Below are 22,967 nucleotides of genomic sequence, written 5' to 3' on the forward strand. Positions count from 1 at the left end.
GGCGCGCTGCGCGATTCCCGCGCGGGCTAGGTGTGCGCTTGCTGGCGTTCGGCCTGGCCTGCGTCTGCACGGTCGCCGCCGCGGCGGCGCCATCGCCGGTCGCCGAACGCGAAATCGCCGCGCTGCTGGCGGCCTTGCAGGCTTCGCCGTGCCGGTTTCAGCGCAACGGCAGCTGGTACCCGGCGGCGGAGGCCAAGGCGCATCTGCAACGCAAGTACGACTACCTGCGCAAGCGCGACCTGGCCGCCAGCGCGGAGCAGTTCATCGAGCGCGGCGCCAGCCGCAGCAGTAGCAGCGGGAAGGCCTACCGGGTCGCTTGTCCGGGCCAGCCCGAGCAGGACGCGGCGACCTGGTTCGCGCAGCAACTGGCCGCGCTGCGCCGTCACGCCGTGTCCGCGGCGCCGCGCCCAGACTGAGCGCGCCTTCGCCGCAGGAGCCGCCGCCATGTCCCAGTCCACCCCTACGCTGTCGCGCTCGCTCAACGACCGCATGCTCGCCGGCGTGATCGGCGGCATCGCGCACCGCTTCGGCTGGAGCGCGACGCTGTTGCGCGTGGTCTACGTGGTCGGTTCGATCGCCTCGGCCGCGTTTCCCGGCATCCTGGTCTATCTGATCCTGTGGCTGCTGATTCCCAACGAAGCCGATTGACCCGGCCGGCGCTGGACGCGCTGCGCCTGGCCGGTTTCGCGCTCGGCGCGCTGTGGACCTCGCCCAATACGCTAATCGGTTTGATCGCCGGATGCGCCGGCATGCCGTTCGGCGCACGCGCGCGGATCAGCCGGCGCGAGCTGGCGCTGGTGTTCGACCGCTTCCCCTGGGGACCGCGCGGGGCGTTGACGCTCGGCAACGTGATCCTGGTCAGTGCCGACCACCTGGACGTGGCGTGCGCGACCTACGAACATGCCGCCGGCCGCTGCCAGCATCCCAATGTGCGCTTGGGCGACCACGAACGCGCCCACGTGCTGCAATACCTGCTGCTCGGTCCCTTGTTTCTGCCGGTGTACTTCGTTTGCGGCGGGGTCGACGTGCGCAATCCGCTGGAGCGCGCCGCCGACCGCTATGCCTTGCACGGCCACGGCTGGTGGCCGTGGCGGCGCTGACGCTCAGTCCAGCCGCGCGAAACCGAACAGTTGCTTCAATGGATGCGCGCGGCGCTCGATCTGCGCGCGCAGCAGGCCGGCGCCGAGCATGCTGTAGGTGATGCCGTTGCCGCCGTAGGCCATCGCGAACTGCATGCGCGGCCCGTGCTGCGGGCGCGGGCCGAAGAACGGCAGGCCGTCGGCGGTCTCGGCGAAGGTGCCGGCCCAGGCGAAGGTCGGCTGCAACTGCAGGCCCGGCATCGCCTTGGCGATCTTGCGGCACAGCTTGCGCGCCTTGCTGTCCACGCGCGCGTCGCGGCGCATCGGGATGTCGACGCTGTCGTCCTCGCCGCCGGCGACGATGCGGCCGTTGCCGGTGCTGCGCAGGTACAGATAGGGGCGCGCGCTTTCCCACACCATGGTGTCCTTCAGTACGCCGAGCTGGGCGTCGTCCAGCGGATCGCTGACGAAGGCGTAGCTGCTGCGGTTCCTGGCCACGCGCTGGTCCAGCCAACCCTGGCTGGCATAGCCGGCCGCCATCACCACGTGGCCGGCGCGCACCTGCACGCCCTGGTCGGTGCGCAGGGTGGCGCCGCGGCCGTTGACCTGGATGTCGGCGATGCGGGTGCGGTCGTAGACGCCGGCGCCGCGCTTGTGCGCGCGGCCGAGCAGGCGGTAGGTGAGGCGATACGGATCGACCCGCGCGGCCTGGTGGCTGAGGATCGCGCCGTGCGCTTCGACGCCATACCCGGCGCGCAACGCCTGCGCGTCCAGCCATTCCACGTCCAGGCCGTGGCGCGCGCGCAGCTGCAGTTCCTGCTGCAGCACGCGCACGTGGCGACGGCGGCTGGCGTAGTACAGGCTGTCGTTCCAGCCGAAGTCGACGTCGCGCAGCGGCCGCGCCAGCGCACGCAACTGCTCCAGCGCCTGCGCGCAGGAACTGTAGGCGAGGGCGGCGGCGTCTTCGCCATAGCGCTTGGCCAGGTCGAGCATGTGCGTGTCGATCTCGTATTGCAGCAGCGCGGTGCTGGCCGCGGTGCTGCCCCAGCCGATGTCGCGTTGCTCCAGCACCGCGACATCATGGCCATGCGCGACCAGTTCGTCGGCGATCAAGGCCGCGGTGATGCCGCCGCCGACGATCGCCACGTCGCAGCGCAGGTCGCTATGCAACTGCGGGAAGCTCTGCATCAGGCCATTGCGCACCGACCAGAAGGGATAGCCGCTCTTGAGATCCATACATGCCGGTCGCCGTGGAGGTGCGCGACTAATGCCCAGATCCGGTTAAGCCGGCGTGAGGCAGGCGTAAGTCATTTGCGGGCAAACAGCCGCGATTAACCTGCGTGGAGAGCACCCTCACGACGCGCTGTGTAGGCTGCGCGCCAGTTCCACGAATTCCCAGCAGAGGAAGCGTCATGTCGGTCGTTCTGTATATCGGTGGCAGCAAGGATGGCCAGAAGGGCGTGATGCCCTATGGCTTCAGCAAATCGATGAAAGAGACCGACCAGGGGCCGGAGATCTACGTCGAGCGCGTGCTCGCGCTGAGCGATCGCCGGGTCCGGATCATGGCGCTGGAATCGCTGCAGGACGAGATCGTCGTGGAACGCTTGCACCAGTATTATTCGCGTTGACACCGGCATGCGAACCCCGGTGTGGTCGCCCGCCTAGCCGGGCCAGCAGCGGTTCGCATCGATCTCTCCTCGACCATGCCCGCACCCGACTCCAGCAATTCGCGCGTCACCGTCCACGAAAGCACCACCGCCGATCTGTCCGAGCACCGCAGCGATATCTTCTTCGCCGCGGTGGAAACCACGCGGATGCCGATGATCGTGACCGATCCGCGACAGGCGGACAATCCCATCGTGTTCGTCAACCGCGCATTCCTGGAAATGACCGGCTACAGCAGCGAAGAACTGCTCGGCAACAACTGCCGCTTCCTGCAGGGACCTGACACCGATCGCGACACCGTGGACAGCGTGCGCGAGGCGATCGCCGCGCGCAACGAAGTGGCGGTGGAAATCCTCAACTACCGCAAGGACGGTTCCAGTTTCTGGAACGCGCTGTTCATCTCGCCGGTCTACAACGAGCACGGCGAGCTGGTCTATTACTTCGGCTCGCAGCTGGATGTCAGCCGCCGCCGTGATACCGAAGACGCATTGCGCCAGGCGCAGAAGATGGAGGCGCTGGGCCAGCTGACCGGCGGCATCGCGCACGACTTCAACAACCTGCTGCAGGTCATGTCCGGCTACCTGGAACTGATCGAGCACGGCCTGGAACGCGAGCCGCTGGATCCGGCGCGGCTGCGCAAGAGCGTGGAGCGCGCGCGCGACGCGTCCGGCCAGGCCGCGCGGCTGACCCAGCAGCTGCTGGCCTTCGCGCGCAAGCAGAAGCTGGAGGGGCGCGTGCTCAACCTCAACACGTTGGTCGCCGGCATGAGCGACGTGGCCGAGCGCACCTTGGGCGACGGCATCGTGTTCTCGCTGGACCTGGCGCCGGACCTGCGCAACTGCCGGATCGATCCGACCCAGGCAGAAGTGGCGCTGCTGAACATCCTGATCAACGCGCGCGATGCGATGGCCGAGCAGCCCGCACGGCGCCTGGTGATCCAGACCCGCAACGTCTCGATCCGCGCCGACGAACCGACCACCTACGACAATCTGCTGCCCGGCCACTACGTCTGCGTGTCGGTCACCGACAACGGCAGTGGCATGTCCGCGGACGTGCTGGCGCACGTGCTGGATCCGTTCTTCACCACCAAGGAGGAGGGCAAGGGCACCGGCCTGGGCCTGTCGATGGTCTACGGCTTCGCCAAGCAGTCCGGCGGCGCGGTGCGGCTGTATTCGGAAGAAGGCCACGGCACCACGGTGCGCCTGTACTTCCCAATCGACGACAACGTCGAGAACCCGGCGCCGCGCGACGCGCGCGCGCGCCGCGCCTCCGACCGGCAGGGCAGCGAGACGATCCTGATCGTGGAGGACCGGCCGGACATCGCCGAACTGGCGCGGCTGTTCCTGGAGGACCAGGGCTACGCCACCCATGTCGTGCACAATGCGCGCGAAGCGCTGGAACTGCTCGACAAGGGCGTGCAGGTGGACCTGCTGTATTCGGACCTGATCATGCCCGGCGGCCTCAACGGGGTGATGCTGGCGCGCGAAGTACGGCGGCGGCGGCCGAAGATCAAGGTGCTGCTGACCACCGGCTATGCCGAGACCTCGATCGAACGTACCGACGCCGGCGGCACCGAATTCGACGTGCTGTCCAAGCCGTACAACCGCCAGGAGCTGGTCCGCAAGGTGCGCATCGTGCTGGACGGCCCCACTGGCGTGAGCTGATGCCGACAAGTCGGCCTGCGGCGTGAGCCGACGCCGACAGGTCGGCGCGCCCGTGTCAACGGGTTCCCGGACGGCGCCGGCGCTGCGAAAATGGGGTTTTCCGCAAGGCGGCTTCGGCCGGATGCAATGCACGACACTCAGCTCGCCCAGCAGATCGCCAATACCATCGCCGCCGAGATCGGCGCGCAGCCGGCCCAGGCCCGCGCCGCCATCGCCCTGCTCGACGAAGGCGCCAGCGTTCCGTTCATCGCGCGCTACCGCAAGGAAGTCACCGGCGGCCTCGACGACACCCAGCTGCGCAACCTGGAAACCCGCCTGACCTATCTGCGCGAGCTGGAAGACCGCCGCGCCGCGGTGCTGGCCAGCATCGACGAGCAGGGCAAGCTCAGCGCCGAATTGCGCGCGGAGATCGTCGCCGCCGATACCAAGTCGCGGCTGGAAGATCTGTACCTGCCGTACAAGCCCAAGCGCCGCACCCGTGCGCAGATCGCGCGCGAAGCCGGCCTGGAGCCGCTGGCCGACGGCCTGCTGGCCGATCCGTCGCTGACCCCGGACAGTGTCGCTGCCGGCTTCGTCGATGCCGACAAGGGCGTGGCCGACGTCAAGGCGGCGCTGGAAGGCGCGCGCGCGATCCTGATGGAGCGCTGGGGCGAGGACGCGGCGCTGGTCGGCGAACTGCGCGGCTGGCTCGCCGACGTCGGCGTGATCCGCGCGCGCGTTGCCGAAGGCAAGGAGCAGGAAGGCGCCAAGTACCGCGACTACTTCGACCACGCCGAGGCGCTGGCCAAGATTCCCTCGCACCGGCTGCTGGCGCTGTTCCGCGCACGCCGCGAGGAAATCGTCTATCTGGAACTGGACCCGGGCAGCGATGCCGAGGCCGGCCACCAGTACGCCGAAGGCCGCGTCGCGGTGCGCGCCGGCATCGCCAACCAGGGCCGTCCCGGCGATCGCTGGCTGCTCGACGCGTGCCGCCTGACCTGGCGCGCCAAGCTGCACATGCACCTGCTGCTGGACCTGTTCAACCAGGCGCGCGAGAAGGCCGAGGCCGAGGCGATCGCGGTGTTCGGCGACAACCTGCAGGACCTGATGCTGGCCGCGCCGGCCGGCGCGCGGGTGACCCTGGGCCTGGATCCGGGCATCCGTACCGGCTGCAAGATCGCGGTGGTCGATGCCACCGGCAAGCTGCTCGCCACCGATACCATCTATCCGCACGAGCCGCGCAAGCAGTGGGACCAGTCGCTGCACACGCTCCGGCAGCTGTGCACGCAGCATGGCGTGGAGTTGATCGCGATCGGCAACGGCACCGCCAGCCGCGAGACCGACAAGCTCGCGGCCGACCTGATCAAGCAGAACCCGCAGCTGACGCTGGAGAAGATCGTGGTCAGCGAGGCCGGCGCGTCGGTGTACTCGGCGTCCGAATTCGCGGCCAAGGAATTCCCGCAACTGGACGTGTCCTTGCGCGGCGCGGTGTCGATCGCGCGGCGCCTGCAGGATCCGCTGGCCGAACTGGTCAAGATCGAGCCCAAGGCGATCGGCGTGGGCCAGTACCAGCACGACGTGGACCAGTACCGCCTGGCGCGGGCGCTGGATGCGCGGGTAGAGGACTGCGTCAACGCGGTCGGCGTGCACGTCAACACCGCCTCGGCGGCGCTGCTGTCGCGCGTGTCCGGGCTGTCGGCCAGCGTGGCCGAGAACATCGTCCGCCACCGCGACGACAACGGCCCGTTCAAGCGCCGCAAGGACCTGCTGAAGGTGCCGCGGCTGGGCGACAAGACCTTTGAGCAATGCGCCGGCTTCCTGCGCATCGCCGATGGCGACGAGCCGCTGGACGCCTCGTCGGTGCATCCGGAAGCGTATCCGGTGGTGGAGCGCATCGTCGGCGCCACCGGCAAGCCGATCAAGGCGCTGATCGGCGACGGCGGTTTCCTGCGCGCGCTCAAGCCGGACCAGTTCACCGACGAAAAGTTCGGCGTGCCGACCGTGCGCGACATCCTCAAGGAACTGGAGAAGCCGGGCCGCGATCCGCGTCCGGAGTTCAAGGCCGCGCGCTTCGCCGACGGCGTGGAGGACATCAAGGACCTCAAGCCGGGCATGGTGCTCGAAGGCGTGGTCAGCAACGTGGCCGCGTTCGGCGCCTTCGTCGATATCGGCGTGCACCAGGACGGCCTGGTGCACATCTCCGCGTTGTCCGACAGCTACGTCAAGGATCCGCGCGATGTGGTCAAGGCCGGCGATATCGTCAAGGTCAAGGTGCTGGAAGTGGATGTGGCGCGCAAGCGCATCGCGCTGACCCGGCGCCTGGACGATGCGCCTGCACCGGCGTCGGCGCGTAGCGGCGAGCGCGACGGTGGCGCGCGTCCGGCGCCGGGCGCGCCGCGGCGCGAGCGCGATGCGCGCGGCGGCAATGGTGGCAATGGCAACGGCAAGCCGCGCGCACCGGCTGCGCCGCCATTGAACAGCGCCTTGGCCGACGCGTTCGCCCGCGCCAAGCGCAACTGAGCGGCCACGCGCCGCGGCGGCCTCGGCACGCGTTCGGCGCCGTGGCGCCGCGCCGGCTCAGGCCGGTTCGGCTTGCGCGTTCGGGTCCTGTTCGGTGGCGCTGTGCGGCTGAGCCAGCGAGGCGGCCAGCGCGATCAGTTTGACCGGATCCACCGGCTTGCCCAGATGCGCGTTGAAGCCGGCCTCCAGCGCCAGCGAACGATCCTCGCCGCGCACGTATGCGGTCAGCGCGATTGCCGGAATGCGGCTGACCGCGCCGGCGCCGCGCGCGCGCACGCTGCGGATCAGGCTGTGGCCGTCGCGGCGCGGCATGCCCACGTCGCTGACCAGCAGATCGTACGGACGCTCGCGCAGCAGCGACTCGGCGTCGTCGGCGGACACCGCGGCGTCGACCACCGCACCGGCTTCCTGCAGAAAACGCTGGGTGACGCCGCGCGAATCCATGTCGTCGTCGACCACCAGCACGCGCATGCCGTTCAAGCGGATCCCGCCGCGCTGCAACGCGGCGGCGGCGTTCGCCGCGCCGTCGTTGCGTCGCGCCGGATGCAGGCTTTGCGGATCGTTGCGCGGCAGCAGCAGGGTGAAGGTGGCGCCCAGGCCGACGCCTTCGCTGCTCACCGACAGCTGGCCGTGGTGCATTTCGGTCAATTGCTTGGCGATCGCCAGGCCCAGGCCCAGGCCGCCGGCACTGCGCGTGCTGCTGGCGTCGGCCTGGCGGAAGCGGTCGAACACATGCGGCAGGAACAGCGGATCGATGCCGACGCCGCTGTCGCTGACGCTGATCCGCAGGTGGGTGGCGCTGTTGTCGAGCGTCACCGCGATCTTGCCCGTGCTGGGGGTGAACTTGATCGCATTGCCGATCAGGTTGGTCAGCACCTGCTGCAGGCGCACCGCATCGCCGAGGTAGGGCAGGACCGGGGCGTCGCTGCACGGGGTGAGGGCGATGTCGATGCCTTTGCTCTCGGCGCCGGGCCGCGCCGCATCGATCGCTTCGCCGACCAGCGCGCACAGATCCAGTTCGGTGGCTTCCAGCCGCACCTTGCCGGACAGGATGGCGCTCATGTCCAGCAGGTCGTCGATGATCTGCGCCTGCGCATGGGCGCTGCGCTCGATCACTTCCAGGCCCCGGCTCAGGTCCTTTTCGCGCACCGCCTCGCCCTGCATCAGCCGCGACCAGCCCAGGATCGCGTTGAGCGGGGTGCGCAGTTCGTGGCTCAGCGTGGCCAGGAATTCGTCCTTCATGCGGCTGGCGCGCTCGGCCTCGCCGCGCGCGCTCTGCTCGGCGGCGAGCAACTGTTGCAGGCGCTGATCGGTTTCGCGGCGTTCGATGATGATGCCGGCCAGATGCGAGGCCGAGCGCGCCAGGTCCTGCTCGTGCACGGTGGGGTAGTGCACGAACGGGTGGTACAGCGCGACCACGCCCAGCACCTGGCCGTCGCTGGCCAGGATCGGCGTGGAGCAGCAGGCCACGATGTCGGCTTCGGTGGCCGCGACCAGATATTCCTGCCAGTTCGGGTCCACGCGCACGTCGCTGCACAGCACCTGCCGGCGCAGGAACGCGGCGCGCCCGCAACAGCCGCTGCGCTCGCCGATCGGCAGGCGGTGGACCATCTTGCGGAACGCCACGGGCATGCTCGGCGCGGCGCCTTCCAGCAGGCACTGGCGGTGTTCGTCGACCAGCATGATGGTGCAGCGCAGGCCCGCGTCGCTCTGCGCCTCGATGCCGCGCGCGATCGATTCGAGCACCGCGCCCAGCGGCTTGCCGGTGGTGATCATCTCCAACGCCGCACGCTCGGCGGCGGTGGCGTTCTCGATGCGCTTGCGCTCGGCGATGTCCAGCAGCGAGCCGATGAAGCCGAGGAACTGGCCCGACGAGCTGAAGCGCGGCGAGGCGGTATCCACGCACCAGCGGTACTCGCCGTCGTGGCGGCGCAGGCGGTATTCGATGCTGAAGGCGCGGCGATCGGCGGCGGCGCGGGCCAGCGTGCGTCCGACCGCCGCGGCGTCGTCGGGGTGGATCTTCTCCATCCAGCCCGAGCCCATCGCCTCCTGTTCGGTCTGTCCGGTGAACAGGTACCACTGGCGGCTGACGTATTCGCAATCGCCATCGGCGTTGGCCATCCAGATCAGCACCGGCGCGTTGTCGCACAGGTTGCGGAAGCGCAGTTCGCTTTCCTGCAGGCGCTGCTCGACCACACGACGATCGTGGATGTCGGTATTGGTGCCGATCCAGCGCACGATCCGGCCGCCGTCGTCGCGGATCGGAAGCGCGCGGCCCAGGTGCCAGCGATAGCTGCCGTCGTGGCGGCGCAGCGGGTATTCGATTTCGTAGGGCAGGCCGCTGCGCACGGCGTCCGGCCAGGCCTGCAGCGCCCGCGCCAGGCCATCCTCGGTATGCACCTTGCGCCAGCTGTCGTAGCTGGCTTCGCCGACCGGCAGGCCGGTGTATTCGTACCAGCGGCGGTTGAAATAGTCGACGTCGCCGTCGGGCGTGGCGGTGAACACGATCTGCGGCATCGCATCGGCCAACTCGCGCAGGCGCGCTTCGCTGCGCGCCAGGTCCGACTGCGCGCTGGCGCGCTCCATCGATTCCCAGCAGCGCGCCGCGACCAGCCGCACCAGTTCGATTTCCGCCGAGGTCCAGACCCGCGGCCGCAATTGGTGCACGCCGACCACGGCGACCAGGCGCCCGGCCTTGTGCAGGGGCGCGCTCAGCAACGCGCGCATGCCCAGGCGCCGGTAGCCGGCATTGTCGAAGTGCGGCGGCGGCGAATAGGTTTCGCTGTCCTGCACCACCCATGGCCGGTTCTCGCGCATGCATTCCAGCAGGTCGCTGCCGAAATCGCTGAGGCGCGAGCGCCCGGTCAGATGCGCGGTGCCGTCGGCATAGTCGGCGCGTACGTCGAAGGTATCTTCGTCGGCATCGACGATCGCGTACGCGCAGCGGTTCGCCTGCAGGTGCCGGCCGAGCAGCGCGGCGCCGGTCTCGCAGATGGCCTCGGCGCTGTCGAGGTTCTGCAGCGCATCCTCGAGCATCAACAGGAAGCTGTCGTGGGCCTGCGCGCGCGTCTGCTCGGTGCGGTCGATGCCGTGGACCAGCACCCCGGTGACCTTGCCTTCGGCGTCGCGCATCGGCTGATACACGCATTCCAGCGTGGTTTCCGAGACGGTTTCGTGCGGTGTGCGGCGCAGGTTGAAGGTCATCGACTCGCCGGTGAAGGGCAGGCCGCTGGCGCGCACGTTGTCGAGCAGGCGGATGAAGCCTTGCTGCTGGATCTCCGGGATCGCCTCGGCCAGCGGCTTGCCGACCACTTCGCGCGGCCCGACCAGTTGCTGGTAGCGGCGGTTGACGCTTTCGACCACATAGTCCGGGCCGCGCAGGATCGCCAGCGCCGCCGGCGACTGCTCGAACGCGTCGGCCATCTGCGTGCGCTGCGCATCCAGTGCCTTCAGCAACGCGTCGCGCTCGCGTTCCAGCTTGATCCGGGCGGTGTCCTCGGTGCACACGCACAGCACGCCGCCGATGCCGCCGTGGTCGTCGAACAGCGGGCTGTAGGAAAAGGTGAAATACACCTCTTCGCTGTAGCCGTTGCGCATCATCACGAATGGGACGTGCTCGTTCCAGGTCGACTCGCCGCTGGCCATCACCTGTTCGGCCTGCGCGCCCACCGTCGGCCACACGTCGGGCCATACCTCGGCCGCCGCGCGCCCGAAGGCGAAGGGATGGCGCATCCCCAGGATCGGGATATAGGCGTCGTTGTAGAGATTGATCATCCGCGTGCCCCAGCGGATCACCATCGGGAAGCGCGAGCTCAGGCAGATCGACAGTGCCGAACGCAGACTCTGCGGCCATTCCTGCATCGGTCCCAGCTCATGACTGGACCAATCGATGGCGCATAGCAAGTCTCCCGTGACGCTGTTGGCAGGTAGCCAGACAGGAGGGGGCGATCGGTTGTGAGCGTTGATGGCGAAATCCCTCGAATCGATCCCTGCGGGGCAGGCTCCCGATCCGGGATTCTCAAGGGCGAGCGGTCATTTTCGCGTGAGCATCGCCCAGCGCCTTGATCAGCTGTTCCGACAGATAGGGCTTGGTCAGCACCACTCCAGCGGCGAAGCCGGCAGGAAGCGATTCGGCCGCGACGCCGGTGGCCAGCACATACGGGATCGCACGCTCGGTCAGCATCCGCGCGACCGCCTCGCTGGTCTCGCCGGCGGCCAGGCGGAAATCGAGCACCGCCCGATCCGGCCGCTCCTGGTCGATCAGTACAAGCGCTTCCCGCACCGATTCGGCCGGGCCGATCACGTCGGCGCCGGCTTGGGCAAGCTGCAATTCCAGCAGCGTGGCGTTCATTTCGTCGTTCTCGACCACCAGGATACGCAGGCCCCGCAATGCCGACATCGCTTGCTCGTTAAGGTTTGGGAACGGAAATTATAGCGGCAGCCGCGCTGACCCTGGTTGGATCGCGATCCCAACGAAGATGAAGGATTTACCCCTGTCGCAGCCGGTTGCGGTCGGCTATACTTCGCGGCCGCGCCGAAGTGGCGGAATCGGTAGACGCAGCGGACTCAAAATCCGCCGCCCTTAAAAGCGTGTGGGTTCGAGTCCCACCTTCGGCACCAAAGATCCTTGCGGCACAAGCCTTAGCGGCTCGTCTGGCGTAATCCTGGCGGGCCGTTATCGTTTCCGGCCCTTCGGCAGGCCTGCACGATTCCGGTCGCGCCACTCGACGACCTCGCCGGCAACCCACGTCGCCGGCCGCATCGTCAGCCTGATCGGGAAGTCAGGTCGGCAGGCCACCGTCTCGAGCACGGTCCGCGGCGCCAGGCCCAGGATCTGGCCGACTTCCTCGGCGCCGATGGCGCGGTGTTCCCACGGGATGTTCTGCGCTGCGCTCATCGTGCTGCTCCCTGCGGATAGCGCCAGTGCGTCGGCGTGTAGTAGACGTACATGCTGTCGTCGGGGAACCACCAGAGGTTCCCGCGGCGCTTCAGCGGCTGCTCGTTGCGCGGGCCGTGCTGGTCGTCGATCTTGGTCGCGACGGTGACGCCCTCGGGTGCGGTGCTGATCGGCTGCCAGCTATCCACTCGTCACCTCCGGCGCGGTCGCGGCTTCCCTGCGCTCCAGCGCATTCGCGTAGCACGATTCGTCATCGCACCAGCAGCTTTGCGTTATGTGCCTATCGCCCCATCCCGGATGGTTATCGCACCGGCTTGGCGTTTGTTCCGCCACCTCTTGCGCATCGGCCGGTCGCTTGTGCGCTACGGCGCGTTCCCATCTGGCTTTGTGCCGGCGCATTTCCTCGGCCTCTTCTTCCGTTCCGACGAACAGGAAGGAGCCATAGCCGGCCACACGGATGACCCAGTTCGTGCTCACCGCGATACCTCCGGCGCCGGCGCGGCGGCCATTGCTGCGATCCGGTCGGATAGAGCGCGATTGCCCAACTGGCGTGCCAGTTTCCCCGCCAGCTCCATGAAGTACTCGGGCATGTCGTTCTCACCTCGCAGCACCAGTCCTGCCGAGTGGCCGATCAGCGTGTACACGTCCTGCTCGGCCACCTCCGGCACAGCAGCAGCCTCACCGGCGACGGGGGCGGCGACAGCGGCGTTCAGCATGAGGCGGATACGCGGCCGATCCGGTGGTTGCAGACCAGCTCTGGCCAGTGCCTCAATCACGCGTTCGACCATCGCATCATCCGGTTCCAGATCGCCCGCGCTGCTCGCCGGCTGCGCTGCCAGAGCCGACTCCAGCACCTCCAGGCAGTTCAGCGCGGACCAGTGATCGACGGAGTTGGAGAACGAAGCCTTGTCCAGGAACTGCCGCAGGTTGCGCCGCGCAATTCCCACGATGGTGCTTTCCTGCGGCTGCGCTGCCAGTAGCTCGGGGAGGGCGGCAAGGATGGCCGTCGCGATTTCGTGCGGCGTGTCGGACTCATCGACGCGGGCGAAATCAGCCTCGCTCATCGTGCCGACGCGCCAAGCGTCCCACACGCGATTGCAGTGATACGTGCCAGCCAGCATCGGAGCGATCAGCTCGGCCAGCGCCTCGGGGGTGATGTTCGGGGTCATGGTTAGAACTCCGTCGTAGCGAACATGCGGGGGAAATTGCCGCCCTGGGCGACCTCGATCGCCAGTTGCTGGCGGAAGGTGCGCGGGTCGCCGATGGTGCGCTCGCCCTCATCGGTGTCCACGAACTTCAGGCGGTCCATGTCGTCATCGCTGATCTCATGGAAGTCCTCCAGGTCTTCGGCTTCCATGCCGGTCTCGTCCTTTACCGCGGCCAGCACGCTCTCGGCGTCCTCACCGATCCACCAGTCGCAATCGTCGATTCTGAAAATCTTCACGCGATGTCCTTCGGCGCGCGGCGCCGGCTCAGGGTGATGCGGCGCCACCACGGCGCGCGCAGGCGTTCGTTTTCGGCGCGCAGCCGCTCGATCTCGCTGGCGGCCTGGGCCAGCTGGTCGCGAAGCTGCGACTTCCGGGGCTGCAACATGCGGCGCGGCTGGCGGGGGAATAGCTGGTCGGTCATGCGGCCCGGTCCATGTCGGTACCGGTGCCCTCGATCGCATCGAACAGGCCCGGCATGGAAATCTCGCGCTCCGCCGCCTGCAGGTACCGGATGCCGTCCATGAAGTAGGGCGTGCTCAGCTCCGCGGCGCGGCCCCTGCGGCCGAGCTTGAGCGCGCGATAGGGCACGGTGAACAGGCCTCCGAACGGGTCGAACACCAGCTCGCCCGGATTGCTGAAGCGCTGGATGAGCCGATCGACGATGTCGAACTGCAGCGGGCAGATGTGATTCTCCAAGCCGCGGCGCGTCTGCTCGCCGTTGAGCGTCAGCATGCGGTTCACGTCATGCCAGACATCCGGGTCGTGGCTGCCAGGCGCCAAGGACATGAAGGTCGACGGCAGCGCGCCGCGCGCTTCCAGCTCCTCGCCGATGCGCACATGGGTTTCGTAGTCGTAGACCTCGCGCAAGCTGTACTCGGTGAACAGCTTCGCCAGCTTGTCCGGCCCGAGCTGCGCCAGATCCTCGGCCGTGAGCTGGCGGTTGCCGCTGGACCGCCAGAATGCATGCGCATCGACCTGCCAGCGCGCCCGGGTGTAGTTGGCCTTTTCCTTGCGCACCGGAACGTCGGCGTAGCCGCGGGAGCGATCCGTCTGCGGCTTGTGCAGCAGCACGATGTATTCGGGCGAGCCGACGCCCATCTTGGTCGCGTCCTTGCACTGCTCCGACCAGCCCAGGCGATACGTCTGGTTGTTCTCCCGGACCACGTCGGTCACCACCGTGATCAGCCCCATGTAGTCGAAGCCGTGCGAGCGGTAGTGGAAGATCGCCTCCGCGTGGAAGGGGCTGACGGTGGGCACGCCGGTACCGGTGACCGCACCGAACTGGATGCGGTCCTTCACGTGGATTGCGGCGATGCGGCCGGGCTTGAGGATCCGCCGCAGCTCCGGCGTCAGGTGGTCCATCTGCGCCCAGAAGTGCGCGTTGTCGTCGGTGTGGCCGAAGTCGTTGTAGCTGGGGCTGTACTCGTAGTGGTTGGCGAACGGGATCGACGTGACCACCAGGTCGACGCTGTCCTCGTCCATGCGCTTGGTCTCGTCCACGCAGTCATTGTTCGCCACCAGCCAGCCGGCGCCGCTGGCCTCGATCCGCTCCACGCCGATCGAGCGCTGCAGTACCTGCGCCATGGCGGCCTCGCTGAGGCCGTATTCCTTGATGATGTCGCTCATGCGTGCTCGCATCTCCGTGTCTCGGGTCCACTTCTCCTGCAGGCTGGCCAGCGTCTCGCGCTCCGATTCGGCGTAGACGATCCAGATCTCGACGGCGTGCTCTTGCAGAAACCGCTGGATGCGGTAGATGGACTGAATGAAGTCGTTGAACTTGTGGCCGATGCCGGCGAACACCGCGCGGTGGCAATGCCGCTGGAAGTTGCAGCCGCTGCCGGCGATGACCGGCTTCGCCGACAGCTTCTTGATGCGGCCCTCGCTGAAGGCGATCACCGCCTGCTCGCGCAGGTCCAGGTCCATGTCGCCGTAGATGCTCACCGCATCCGGGATGGCCGCCTGCAGCGCGTGGCGCTCGGCTTCGAGGTCGTGCCAGATCAGCCAGTGCCCGTCCGGGTGCTGGTCGACGATGCCGCGCACAGCGGCGACGCGGGCGCCGATCGTGTCGCGCTTCTCGCGCGCGGCGTCCACAACGCCCAGCGCCGCGTCCCGGAACAGCTTGTGCTGGCCGTCGCGCTCGGCGCCGGCCGTGGAATGGTCGACCGGCACCTCGACGTAGTGCACCTTGAGCGGTGGCAGGTCGTAGCCTTCGTCGCTGTAGCCGAGGTCAGAGGGCTTCTGCAGGAACAGCGCCCAGCTGGCGACCCACAGCCAGAACTCGCGTTCCTTGTGCGGGTAGAGCTGCAGGTTGCCGGCCTTGCTGCTGTCGCGCTTGAACCAGCGGGTGAGGGCCTGGCCGGTGTCCATCACGCCCAGGTAGCCGGCGTAGTGGATCAGCTCCTTGTAGCGGTTCGGGCTTGGCGTGGCCGTGGCGACGAACCGGTACCGGACGGACTGGAACAGCGGCAGGAACTCTTGGTAGGTCTTCGATCCGAAGCTGCGCAGCACCGACGCCTCGTCCAGGCTGGTCGCGGTGAACGCCGCGGGGTCGATCTTGCCGTCCCGCACCGATTCGTAGTTCGTCATGTGGATGCCGTCGAACGTCGGATCGATCTCCGCCGTCGTGCGCACGAACCGCACGTCCGGCGCGCGCCGCGGATCCTGCTCGATCCATTCGGCAAGCTGGCGCCGCTGCTCGTCGCTGACGCGCGAGTGGTCGCCGGTCCGCAGTAGGCGCGCGTCCGCGGCGAACTCCTGACGCACGCCCAGCGGCAGGACCAGGCCCACGGCGCCGCCGGCATGCGCGCGCGCGAGGCGCAGGATCTCGATCTGCTGCACCGACTTGCCCAGGCCGAAGGCCTCGAACAGGGCGCGGCGGCCGCCAGCGCATGCCCAGCGCACGGCATCGGGCTGGTGCCGCGTCAGGATCGGGTTCACGTCCTCCGCGGCCACGTCGAAGCCCAGCGACGGCGCGACGCGCACCTTGCGCTCCAGGAAATCGCGGTAGGGGTCAGCCACCGCGGGCCTCCCGCTGCGCATCGTCGCGCAGCTGCTGCAGCGCCGGCAGGATGTTGAGGCGTACCAGCTCGTCGCTGGCGGCGGCCTGGCGCGCTTGCTCGACGGCCCATTGGATCGCTGCCAGCTTGTCGTTCGGGTGGATGTTCATGCGGTGACTCCCATGGCGGCCAGGTCGATCTCGTCGACCTTGTCGCGCAGCTTGTGGCGCGCGCGGCGCAGTTCGTTGGCGATCAAGCGGCGAGGGGTGGCGGCGTCGAACTCCAGCGGCCAGAAGTGGCAGTGGCCGCTGTGGTCGCGCCGGAACAGGCGGTAGGTGACCGTCGTGTCGCTGAGCAGCACGCGGCCCCAGCTGAAGCCGCCGTTGCGCTGCGGCTTGCGGCGGGAGAGGTGGCGGGTCATGCGGGGATCCTCGCGGTGGCGGCGCGGCCGATCTGGCGGATGGCGCGCTTCGCTGAGCCGAAGGCCTTGCGCGCGATCTTGCGCTCCTGCACCAGGCGCCACGCTTCGAGGCAGTGCGGACAATCGGCCTCGGTCAAGAACTCTTCCTGCTCGTGCTCGACGAGCCTGCGCTCTGGCGGGTACGGGTAATCGGCGTCGGTCGTCTCGTGGTAGGCCTGCCACAGGTGCGTCTTGACCCGGGAGCCGTCCCATAGCTTCATCGTGTCGGGTCCGGGATAATCGGACTCCTGCGCCAAGCCGGTGATGTCGCACCGGTTGAGGGCTTCGCCGATGCGCTTCGACAACTCGCGGACCTGGCGAGCGGCGCGGTCGTATTCAATGCAGGCGGCCATAGGATCGCGGCGGCTCATGCGGTCACCCGCTTGAACTCGATCACCCAGACCCACGGATTGGCATCCCAGCTCGCTTTTCCGTTGATCGAACTCCAGAGCACGCCGAAGCACTCTGGGATCGTCAAAGATCCCCAGCGGTCGTGCGGGGCCGTGAAAATGTCCGGCGCCAGTTCCCATGGATAGCCGCCAGCGAAACCCTCTGCGTCTGCATCCGCCTCGCTGATCGCCTGCAGCCGCTCCACGCGCACGTCGGTGATCTCCAGCACTAGGCGGCAGGCCCAGCGCGGCATGTGGATGCTGGGAATGGGGCCAAACGACCGCCAGTGCTCTGCGGTGCCCTCGCTGTTGTGCACCTCGCGGGCATTGCGCGGCGGCTCCCATTCAAGCGGCACGACGCCGTAGCGTCCGTGTTCGCCGTCGGCTTGATAGATCGGGAAGCGGTTGCCCACATCCATCCCGTCCTCCCAGTCCTCGCCAAGGTCCTCCCCGATGCGGAAGCTCTCCCGCACCCACAGCCGGTCGCCGGGCTTGCCGAAGGGGCACCCGACTGGAATGGGGACGAGGCCGAGCGCTGATGTCTCCCACAGGCCGTGCGGCATCTTCATTGCCCGCCGCGTCTGCGTCTTCTGGCCGGCCAGGATGGCGCGCACCATCGGCGCGTTGAACAGCATGGGGGTCTCTTTCACGCGGCGTTCCTCGGGGTTTCGCGGCGCGCCGGGCCGAACCACAGGCACGCCAAATTATTGAGACGGACCTGCACCGCATCCACGCGCACCGGAGCCAGCGGCGCGCGCGTGCGCTGCACGTCGTTGTCGCAGAGCCGGCAGGCACCGCGGCGCTTGCCGCCGGCCAGTGGAAACTGATCCTCGGGCAGGCGCCGCTGGCAGTGGGTGCAGGTCCGGCGCATTACGCGGCCGCCTTCGCCACGGCCAGGGCCAGCCGGCGCTGCATCGCGTCGACCATCGCCGGCAGCCGCGCCGCGTCGTACAGCTTCGACGCGCGCTCCGCGGCGACCGGCTGGAAGCCCAGCTCGGCCAAGCCATTGGCGCTGATCGACAGCGGTGCGATGAGGGCCTGGATCTCGCTAAGCTTCAGCCTGCGCATCGGCGTGCTGGCGCCGACCAGCTGGGCCACGGCCGCCGAATAGGTTGCGGCGGGCTTCTGTCCCAGCCCCGGCGATGCGGGTGCTACCGGCTCAGGCACCGCCTGCGGTTCCGGTTCCGGCTGCGGGACGGCGACCGCCTGCAGCTTGGCCAGCTCTTCCTGGCGGATTTCCTCGCGCTTCTTCTCCTCGTTGGCCTCGTGCTCGGTAATGCGCGTGGTGACCAGGTTTCGCAGATCCTCGATGTCCTTGCTGGCGCACAGTTGCACTCGATCGGGGAACAAGCTGGCGTGGGCCGCATGCTTGTCGAGGAGCGCCATGTTCGTGCGCACGCGCTCGGCGGCCTGGCTGGCGGCGATCTTGGCGTTCGCCGCGGCGGTGCCGACGGCGTCCTGCATGCTCGCCAGCGACTTCTTGCCCTTGATCGCCAGGCCGATATCCATCGACAGCGACTGCGGCGGCTGGATCCTGTGCTGGCCCAAGGTGGCGTTGATCGCGTCGTAGTGATCGCGCACGGCCTTCACGCCGTTGTCGACGATCTGCGCGCGGCGGTTGTCCTTCTCGGCCTTGACCGCCTTTTCCAACGCCAGGCGCGCGGCGCGGATCGCCTCGCTGATCGAGCCGGCAGTGCGCAGCAGCGTGTCCACGTCCTCCATGTCGGCCAGCGCGGCCTCCTGCGCTGCCTTGATGCGCGCTTCGGCCTCCGAGCACGCCCTCACCGCAGCGTCGGCGTCCGCGAAGTCCTGATCGGTCTGCAGGTCCTGCGGCTTCGGCAGCTGCTTGAGGAATGCATCGGCGTTGGCCTTGAAGGCGTCCAGGTTGGAAGCCAGCACGCGGCCCTCGACGCGCACGGACAGCGCGCCGAACCCGGCGATCGGGGTGGCGACGGCCGCGGCCTTGGCCGGCTCCGGCTCGTAGGCGGCCACGTCGGCCTCGAACTGCTCCCAGCCAGCGACGATGCGCGCGCGCAGTTCCGGGTTCGGCGTGTACCAGCAGTGCCGCTCCTCGACCAGCTCGTCGCCGCTCCACTTCGACGCCATGAACAGGACGCGGGACGCGCCAGATACCATGGCCTGGTGTTCCATCTGGGCCTGGTACTGCAGCGGCAGGTCGGCGCCGGTGCAGCCTTCGACCATCGCCGCGCGCAGGGCGTCATTGAGGGCTTTGTGCTCGAACGCCTCGTCCTCCAGCAGCTTCAGGCCGTCGAAGCTGGCCGAGTACTTGCCCTCTACGCCGACGCACGGATAAAGCTCCTCGCCGATGATCTGCTCGGCCAAGGGGCGCGCCAGGTCCTCGGCCCGGTGGCCTTCGGCGAAGCGCTGCAGCGTCGCGGCGTCGTGCTCCTCGCCGATGCCGGTGGCGAACTCGCGCACCAGCTGCGCGCGGGTCTTGTAGGGGCTGCAGCCGAGCATCGCCGGCGCGTCGCTGGCGTTGAAGTGTTGGGCGCGGTGCTGGTGCCACGCATTGGTTCCTTGCTGGATGTTGATGGTCTTCATGCTGCCCTCGCGAAGTCTTGGTAGTAGTGGCGCGCGGCGTCGGCATAGGCCTGCTGCGCTTGCTCGGCCGTATCGAAGGAGCCGAGGTGGTGGACTTGTTTGTCCACGGTGATCCGCGCTTGATACCGGCCGCTGGGTAGGGACCGCACCCCTTTCTGGGTTTCCTTGCCACGGTCTCTGCGCCGATTTGCCTGGTTCTGTGGGTTCGTGGCGATGCGGAGGTTCGAGATACGGTTGTCCAGCGGGCAGCCGTTGATATGGTCAAGGTCGCCGGCCGGCCATTCGCCATGGACGTATAGCCACGCCAGACGGTGGGCTTTGTACTTGCGGCCATCGATCTTGATCGTCACGTAGCCGGTGGTGATCCCGCCTGCGATGTAGGTCTTCAACCTCGGGTGATACTTCGGAGGATTGGCCCACTCGAAGAGACCACTCACCTCGTCGTAGGTGAGCACTTCCTTCAGTCGCTGGAAGGTCAGCTCACTCACCGTTGGCCGTCCGCCGCAGCGGCATCGCTCTGCGGTTCGCCTTCGCCCTCATCCTTCGGGGGATTGCGGATGTCCTTCAGCTGCTCGGCGGTGAAGCGCACCTTCGTCTGCAGCGTGGCGATCAGGTCGTCGGCCGTCTTCTTGCCGTTGGCGATGATGTCCCACCACTTCGGCAGGTTCGCCGCGAAGTCGGCTTCCGAGTACAGCGGCAGCTGCTTGTCTGCCTGGCCCTCGATCGCCGCGCGGCCCTGGTCACCACCGGCAGCGCCAGCGGGCTGGATGTCCATGACCTCTTCGGCGATGGCCATGCCGCGCAGCACGTCAGTGAACTTGTCGCGCAGAGCGAAGGCGCGTGCGCGCATCTGGCGCATGCGCTTCGGATACTGGGTCCAGGGGCCGGCCTTGCCGAGCAGGCCTGCGGTCTTCGCGTCGGCCATGCTGAAGGTGCGCTCTTCTTCGGCCTCGCCCCGGCGCTTCACCTTGCACGTGGCGGTGTCCCCGTTGTCGGACTCGGTGACGTACTCGCACAGCGGCGACGCGCGCACGATCGCCAGCACGGAATCGCCCCACAACGCTGGCCTTCCGTTGATGATCGCGATGTTCTGGATAGCCTGGAGCGGCTTCAGGCCAAGCTCCGCACCCCACTGCATGGCGATCAGGCAATTCGCAGGCTTTCCCTTGAAGTCCTTCGGGACCAGATCGCTGTCGGCGAGGTGGTCGGCGAAGATCAGCGCCTGCTCGAACGTCTGCGGGCTGAGGTCGAACTGCTGGCGCGGCGGCGCGACGAGCGCACCCTGATTGTTCGGCGGAATCACGGCTACGTTGCTCACTGCGTTCTCCAGCCGGCTGCGCCGGCGTTGTGGGAATAGGTGCCGGCACAGGGCGCCGCCGGCTGGCGTTGGGATAGGTGCCGGGTACGTCTCCGGCGCGGGGCTCTCACCGCCGTGTTGCCCAGTTCGGGCACGGCCATGTGCCGTTCCCTCTGCTGTCCTCTGCTTTGCTTTCACGCCCAACTGTCTTGCCAGAGGCTTCCAGGCGGCCGGTCTTTCCCGACTGCATAGGCTTGTGGCCTTCCGCTCCTTCTTGCGCACGTATCGGCGGTGCGGGCGGCTCCCTTCCTGCCTTTAACGTCTGGCCTTCAAGGGCCAATGCGGAGTGCGCTTCCGTGCGTGGACACCTGCCACGCATCAGGGTTCGGCTCAGGCCGCCTGCTGCTCCTCGGCGACCTTGTGGTAGGGGAATTTCAGCGGGAACGGCCTGATGTAGTTCTTGAAGTGCTTGCCCAGCGAGTCGGCCGCCTTGAACGCCTTGAACTCGGCGGCGCTGAAGTTGGCGTAGTGGTAGAGCGAGCCGGGGCCGCGCTGCGCGCCGTATCCCTTCGTGAAGCGGATGGCCAGCGTGTTCGTTTCGGGGCAGTGGCCGATGCTGTGGATCTGCGAGGACTCGACGTCGTCAAGGCGGATGCGCGGGTGCGATTGGTTGGCGGTGTTCATGCGGCGCTCCTTGGATGCTTCGCGATGTTCCGGCGCTTGCGCGCGGCACGCTTCGCCGATGCGACGCCGGACCGCTTGCCGCCGTTGTGGTGGTGGCGTGCGCCGCCTGCCATGCTCAGGTTCACCGGTGCGCGTTCAGCTGCAGCGCCCAGCAAACTAGCAAGCCCGAGCGCGCGCGCCAGCCTGGTGGAGATGCTCATGCCGCTCATGCCGCGGCACTCATCGGCGCGGCCTTCTTGCCGGCTTCGATCAGGGTCGCCGCTTCCGCGGCCGCATCGGCGGCTTCCTGCGCGTCCAGCGTGTCGCCGCCGCTGAGGTCGTCCTGCTGGGGCTTCGCGGTCGGCGGGGTGAGCGTCAGGCGCGCGGTGCCGCGGCGCCAGGCCGCCAGCAGCGGGGCGTCGTCGTCCTCTTCGATCAGCAACGAGATCGTCAGCTTCATGGTGACGCTGCCGCCCTCCAGCGCCTTCCAGCTGATCGACTTGACCTTGGCGTCGGCGAAGAACAGCGGGTCGATGTGCTCCAGCAGCGAGCCGACCATGGCCTCGTAGCCTTCGAACTTCGCGGCGATCTTCTGCTCGCCCAGGAACGGCAGGTTCAGCGCCGTCAGGTCGTTGCCGTCAATCGGCAGCGCCTGCTGCTCGCCCTTCGAGGGCTTGCGAAAGAACGCCGGCACCAGCGCCGGATCGATCAACGCCAGCACGGTGTTCGCCGCCTGGAAGTCGAACGTGAGATCGGCAGCGGGCACTTTGTCTTCGCCGTGGTTCTCCTTCCTCAGATTGAGGTTGGAGAACGCGACGTCGTGCTTGTCGAGTTGGAACATGGGAACCTCGTCGGTAGTGCCGGCCGCGCCGGCGTGGGTTAAACCTGCTCGGATGCAGCGGCTTCGGCTTCGGCGAGACGGCGCATGTCTTCCAGCGCATCGTCGTTGCCGCAGTAGAAGTCGGGCATGCGCTCCAGCTTCGGATCGCTGGACATGTAGATCAGCGCTGCGGCAGCGGACGTGCCGAACGCGTACTCCAGGGCGCGGCCGCCATCGCCGGCCAGCGTCACCACCCAACCGGCCCGGCAATGCGTGGTGTTGCAGGTGTGCCACGAGCCCATGTCCAGCGCCGCCGGCTTGGATGCGGCGGCGTAGACGGCCTGGTGGATGTTCTTGATCACGACCGGGCAGGCGTGGCCATCGGCACCGCGCAGGACGGCACCGCGCAGGTCGGCACCGCGCAGGTCGGCACCGCTCAGGTCGGCATCGCGCAGGACGGCACCGCGCAGGTCGGCACCGCTCAGGTCGGCACCGCGCAGGTCGGCACCGCGCAGGTCGGCATCGCTCAGGTCGGCATCGCGCAGGACGGCACCGCGCAGGTCGGCACCGCTCAGGTCGGCACCGCGCAGGTCGGCACCGCGCAGGTCGGCATCGCGCAGGACGGCACCGCTGGCCACCGCCGACTTGACGGCAAAGCCCAGCTGCAGGCCATAGGATTTCCCGGCGATCTCGGCGGACAGTTCGCAGGTGTACTGGACGTTGCCGGTCCAACGGTTCTTGATTTCGAATTTCATGACGCTTCCTTGT

28 protein-coding genes and 1 tRNA gene are annotated in these 22,967 nt (G+C 68.1%); 7 read left to right on the top strand and 22 right to left on the bottom strand.

Annotated elements, in window-relative coordinates; translation table 11 throughout:
- Nucleotides 1–38 precede the first annotated feature (38 nt).
- From HEP73_RS10635 to HEP73_RS10645, 3 genes are read left to right on the top strand one after another with little or no spacing between them, the layout of a single operon-like run.
- Nucleotides 39–416 (top strand): DUF5329 family protein, encoded by a 378-nt coding sequence (locus HEP73_RS10635; protein ID WP_255423738.1) that lies wholly within the window; start codon nt 39–41, stop codon nt 414–416.
- Between the two features lie 28 nt (nt 417–444).
- Entirely contained in the window at nt 445–648 is a 204-nt protein-coding gene (locus HEP73_RS10640) for a PspC domain-containing protein (RefSeq protein WP_179564868.1), read from the top strand.
- On the top strand, nt 645–1,100 hold the full coding sequence (locus HEP73_RS10645; RefSeq protein WP_185823126.1) for a hypothetical protein: 456 nt from the start codon (nt 645–647) through the stop codon (nt 1,098–1,100). Before HEP73_RS10640 ends, HEP73_RS10645 begins: the two co-directional genes overlap by 4 nt.
- 3 nt (nt 1,101–1,103) lie before the next feature.
- Here HEP73_RS10645 and HEP73_RS10650 read toward each other — a convergent pair whose 3' ends face one another.
- A complete protein-coding gene (locus HEP73_RS10650) occupies nt 1,104–2,315 on the bottom strand; it encodes an NAD(P)/FAD-dependent oxidoreductase (protein ID WP_185823127.1) in 1,212 nt (403 codons plus the stop codon).
- A 176-nt stretch (nt 2,316–2,491) separates the two neighbouring features.
- Between HEP73_RS10650 and HEP73_RS10655 the strand changes: the two genes are divergently transcribed.
- From HEP73_RS10655 to HEP73_RS10665, 3 genes are all read left to right on the top strand, one after another.
- The gene (locus HEP73_RS10655) at nt 2,492–2,707 is read left to right on the top strand and encodes a hypothetical protein (protein ID WP_185823128.1); all 216 of its coding nucleotides are present in this window, start codon (nt 2,492–2,494) and stop codon (nt 2,705–2,707) included.
- Nucleotides 2,708–2,782: 75 nt separating this feature from the next.
- Nucleotides 2,783–4,408, top strand: a complete 1,626-nt coding sequence (locus tag HEP73_RS10660; RefSeq protein ID WP_185823129.1) for a hybrid sensor histidine kinase/response regulator — start codon at nt 2,783–2,785, stop codon at nt 4,406–4,408.
- A gap of 126 nt (nt 4,409–4,534) precedes the next feature.
- Complete coding sequence (locus HEP73_RS10665) at nt 4,535–6,907, top strand: Tex family protein (RefSeq protein WP_185823130.1); 2,373 nt, start codon at nt 4,535–4,537, stop codon at nt 6,905–6,907.
- A gap of 57 nt (nt 6,908–6,964) precedes the next feature.
- Here the strand turns inward: HEP73_RS10665 and HEP73_RS10670 are convergent, their stop codons facing one another.
- Entirely contained in the window at nt 6,965–10,768 is a 3,804-nt protein-coding gene (locus HEP73_RS10670; RefSeq protein ID WP_255423741.1) for a PAS domain-containing protein, read from the bottom strand.
- A gap of 157 nt (nt 10,769–10,925) precedes the next feature.
- Nucleotides 10,926–11,306 (bottom strand): response regulator, encoded by a 381-nt coding sequence (locus HEP73_RS10675; RefSeq protein WP_185816347.1) that lies wholly within the window; start codon nt 11,304–11,306, stop codon nt 10,926–10,928.
- A 134-nt stretch (nt 11,307–11,440) separates the two neighbouring features.
- Between HEP73_RS10675 and HEP73_RS10680 the strand changes: the two genes are divergently transcribed.
- Nucleotides 11,441–11,527, top strand: a tRNA-Leu gene (locus HEP73_RS10680).
- A 55-nt stretch (nt 11,528–11,582) separates the two neighbouring features.
- Here the strand turns inward: HEP73_RS10680 and HEP73_RS10685 are convergent.
- From HEP73_RS10685 to HEP73_RS10775, 19 genes are all read right to left on the bottom strand, one after another.
- Complete coding sequence (locus HEP73_RS10685; protein ID WP_185823132.1) at nt 11,583–11,804, bottom strand: hypothetical protein; 222 nt, start codon at nt 11,802–11,804, stop codon at nt 11,583–11,585.
- Nucleotides 11,801–11,992 (bottom strand): hypothetical protein, encoded by a 192-nt coding sequence (locus HEP73_RS10690; RefSeq protein ID WP_185823133.1) that lies wholly within the window; start codon nt 11,990–11,992, stop codon nt 11,801–11,803. The genes HEP73_RS10685 and HEP73_RS10690 overlap by 4 nt, the downstream gene beginning before the upstream one ends.
- Nucleotides 11,985–12,281 carry a hypothetical protein gene (locus tag HEP73_RS10695; protein ID WP_185823134.1) on the bottom strand — a complete coding sequence of 99 codons (297 nt, stop codon included), beginning with the start codon at nt 12,279–12,281 and terminating at the stop codon, nt 11,985–11,987. The genes HEP73_RS10690 and HEP73_RS10695 overlap by 8 nt, the downstream gene beginning before the upstream one ends.
- Nucleotides 12,278–12,973 carry a hypothetical protein gene (locus HEP73_RS10700; protein WP_185823135.1) on the bottom strand — a complete coding sequence of 232 codons (696 nt, stop codon included), beginning with the start codon at nt 12,971–12,973 and terminating at the stop codon, nt 12,278–12,280. Before HEP73_RS10700 ends, HEP73_RS10695 begins: the two co-directional genes overlap by 4 nt.
- Nucleotides 12,974–12,975: 2 nt before the next feature.
- Complete coding sequence (locus HEP73_RS10705; protein WP_185823136.1) at nt 12,976–13,248, bottom strand: hypothetical protein; 273 nt, start codon at nt 13,246–13,248, stop codon at nt 12,976–12,978.
- Nucleotides 13,245–13,397 (bottom strand): hypothetical protein, encoded by a 153-nt coding sequence (locus tag HEP73_RS10710; protein ID WP_185823137.1) that lies wholly within the window; start codon nt 13,395–13,397, stop codon nt 13,245–13,247. The genes HEP73_RS10705 and HEP73_RS10710 overlap by 4 nt, the downstream gene beginning before the upstream one ends.
- A 32-nt stretch (nt 13,398–13,429) precedes the next feature.
- A complete protein-coding gene (locus HEP73_RS10715) occupies nt 13,430–16,030 on the bottom strand; it encodes a DNA methyltransferase (RefSeq protein ID WP_221899400.1) in 2,601 nt (866 codons plus the stop codon).
- Complete coding sequence (locus HEP73_RS10720) at nt 16,023–16,178, bottom strand: hypothetical protein (protein ID WP_185823139.1); 156 nt, start codon at nt 16,176–16,178, stop codon at nt 16,023–16,025. The genes HEP73_RS10715 and HEP73_RS10720 overlap by 8 nt, the downstream gene beginning before the upstream one ends.
- Nucleotides 16,175–16,429: a hypothetical protein gene (locus tag HEP73_RS10725; RefSeq protein WP_185823140.1), complete on the bottom strand. Its 255-nt coding sequence runs from the start codon at nt 16,427–16,429 to the stop codon at nt 16,175–16,177. Before HEP73_RS10725 ends, HEP73_RS10720 begins: the two co-directional genes overlap by 4 nt.
- The gene (locus HEP73_RS10730) at nt 16,426–16,839 is read right to left on the bottom strand and encodes a hypothetical protein (protein ID WP_185823141.1); all 414 of its coding nucleotides are present in this window, start codon (nt 16,837–16,839) and stop codon (nt 16,426–16,428) included. Before HEP73_RS10730 ends, HEP73_RS10725 begins: the two co-directional genes overlap by 4 nt.
- Complete coding sequence (locus HEP73_RS10735; RefSeq protein WP_221899401.1) at nt 16,836–17,507, bottom strand: hypothetical protein; 672 nt, start codon at nt 17,505–17,507, stop codon at nt 16,836–16,838. The genes HEP73_RS10730 and HEP73_RS10735 overlap by 4 nt, the downstream gene beginning before the upstream one ends.
- On the bottom strand, nt 17,504–17,728 hold the full coding sequence (locus HEP73_RS10740) for a hypothetical protein (RefSeq protein WP_185823142.1): 225 nt from the start codon (nt 17,726–17,728) through the stop codon (nt 17,504–17,506). Before HEP73_RS10740 ends, HEP73_RS10735 begins: the two co-directional genes overlap by 4 nt.
- Nucleotides 17,728–19,419: a lambda-exonuclease family protein gene (locus HEP73_RS10745; RefSeq protein ID WP_185823143.1), complete on the bottom strand. Its 1,692-nt coding sequence runs from the start codon at nt 19,417–19,419 to the stop codon at nt 17,728–17,730. The genes HEP73_RS10740 and HEP73_RS10745 overlap by 1 nt, the downstream gene beginning before the upstream one ends.
- A complete protein-coding gene (locus HEP73_RS10750; RefSeq protein WP_185823144.1) occupies nt 19,416–19,907 on the bottom strand; it encodes an HNH endonuclease signature motif containing protein in 492 nt (163 codons plus the stop codon). Before HEP73_RS10750 ends, HEP73_RS10745 begins: the two co-directional genes overlap by 4 nt.
- Nucleotides 19,904–20,737, bottom strand: coding sequence for a hypothetical protein (locus HEP73_RS10755; protein ID WP_255423742.1), 834 nt, complete (start codon nt 20,735–20,737; stop codon nt 19,904–19,906). The genes HEP73_RS10750 and HEP73_RS10755 overlap by 4 nt, the downstream gene beginning before the upstream one ends.
- 369 nt (nt 20,738–21,106) lie before the next feature.
- Nucleotides 21,107–21,400: a KTSC domain-containing protein gene (locus tag HEP73_RS10760; protein ID WP_185823145.1), complete on the bottom strand. Its 294-nt coding sequence runs from the start codon at nt 21,398–21,400 to the stop codon at nt 21,107–21,109.
- Nucleotides 21,397–21,600 (bottom strand): hypothetical protein, encoded by a 204-nt coding sequence (locus HEP73_RS10765; RefSeq protein ID WP_185823146.1) that lies wholly within the window; start codon nt 21,598–21,600, stop codon nt 21,397–21,399. The genes HEP73_RS10760 and HEP73_RS10765 overlap by 4 nt, the downstream gene beginning before the upstream one ends.
- A gap of 5 nt (nt 21,601–21,605) precedes the next feature.
- Nucleotides 21,606–22,220 (bottom strand): hypothetical protein, encoded by a 615-nt coding sequence (locus HEP73_RS10770; protein ID WP_185823147.1) that lies wholly within the window; start codon nt 22,218–22,220, stop codon nt 21,606–21,608.
- A 38-nt stretch (nt 22,221–22,258) separates the two neighbouring features.
- The gene (locus HEP73_RS10775; RefSeq protein ID WP_185823148.1) at nt 22,259–22,954 is read right to left on the bottom strand and encodes a pentapeptide repeat-containing protein; all 696 of its coding nucleotides are present in this window, start codon (nt 22,952–22,954) and stop codon (nt 22,259–22,261) included.
- Nucleotides 22,955–22,967: the final 13 nt, after the last annotated feature.

The sequence above is a fragment of the Xanthomonas sp. GW genome (assembly GCF_014236815.1).
GTDB lineage: Bacteria > Pseudomonadota > Gammaproteobacteria > Xanthomonadales > Xanthomonadaceae > Xanthomonas_A.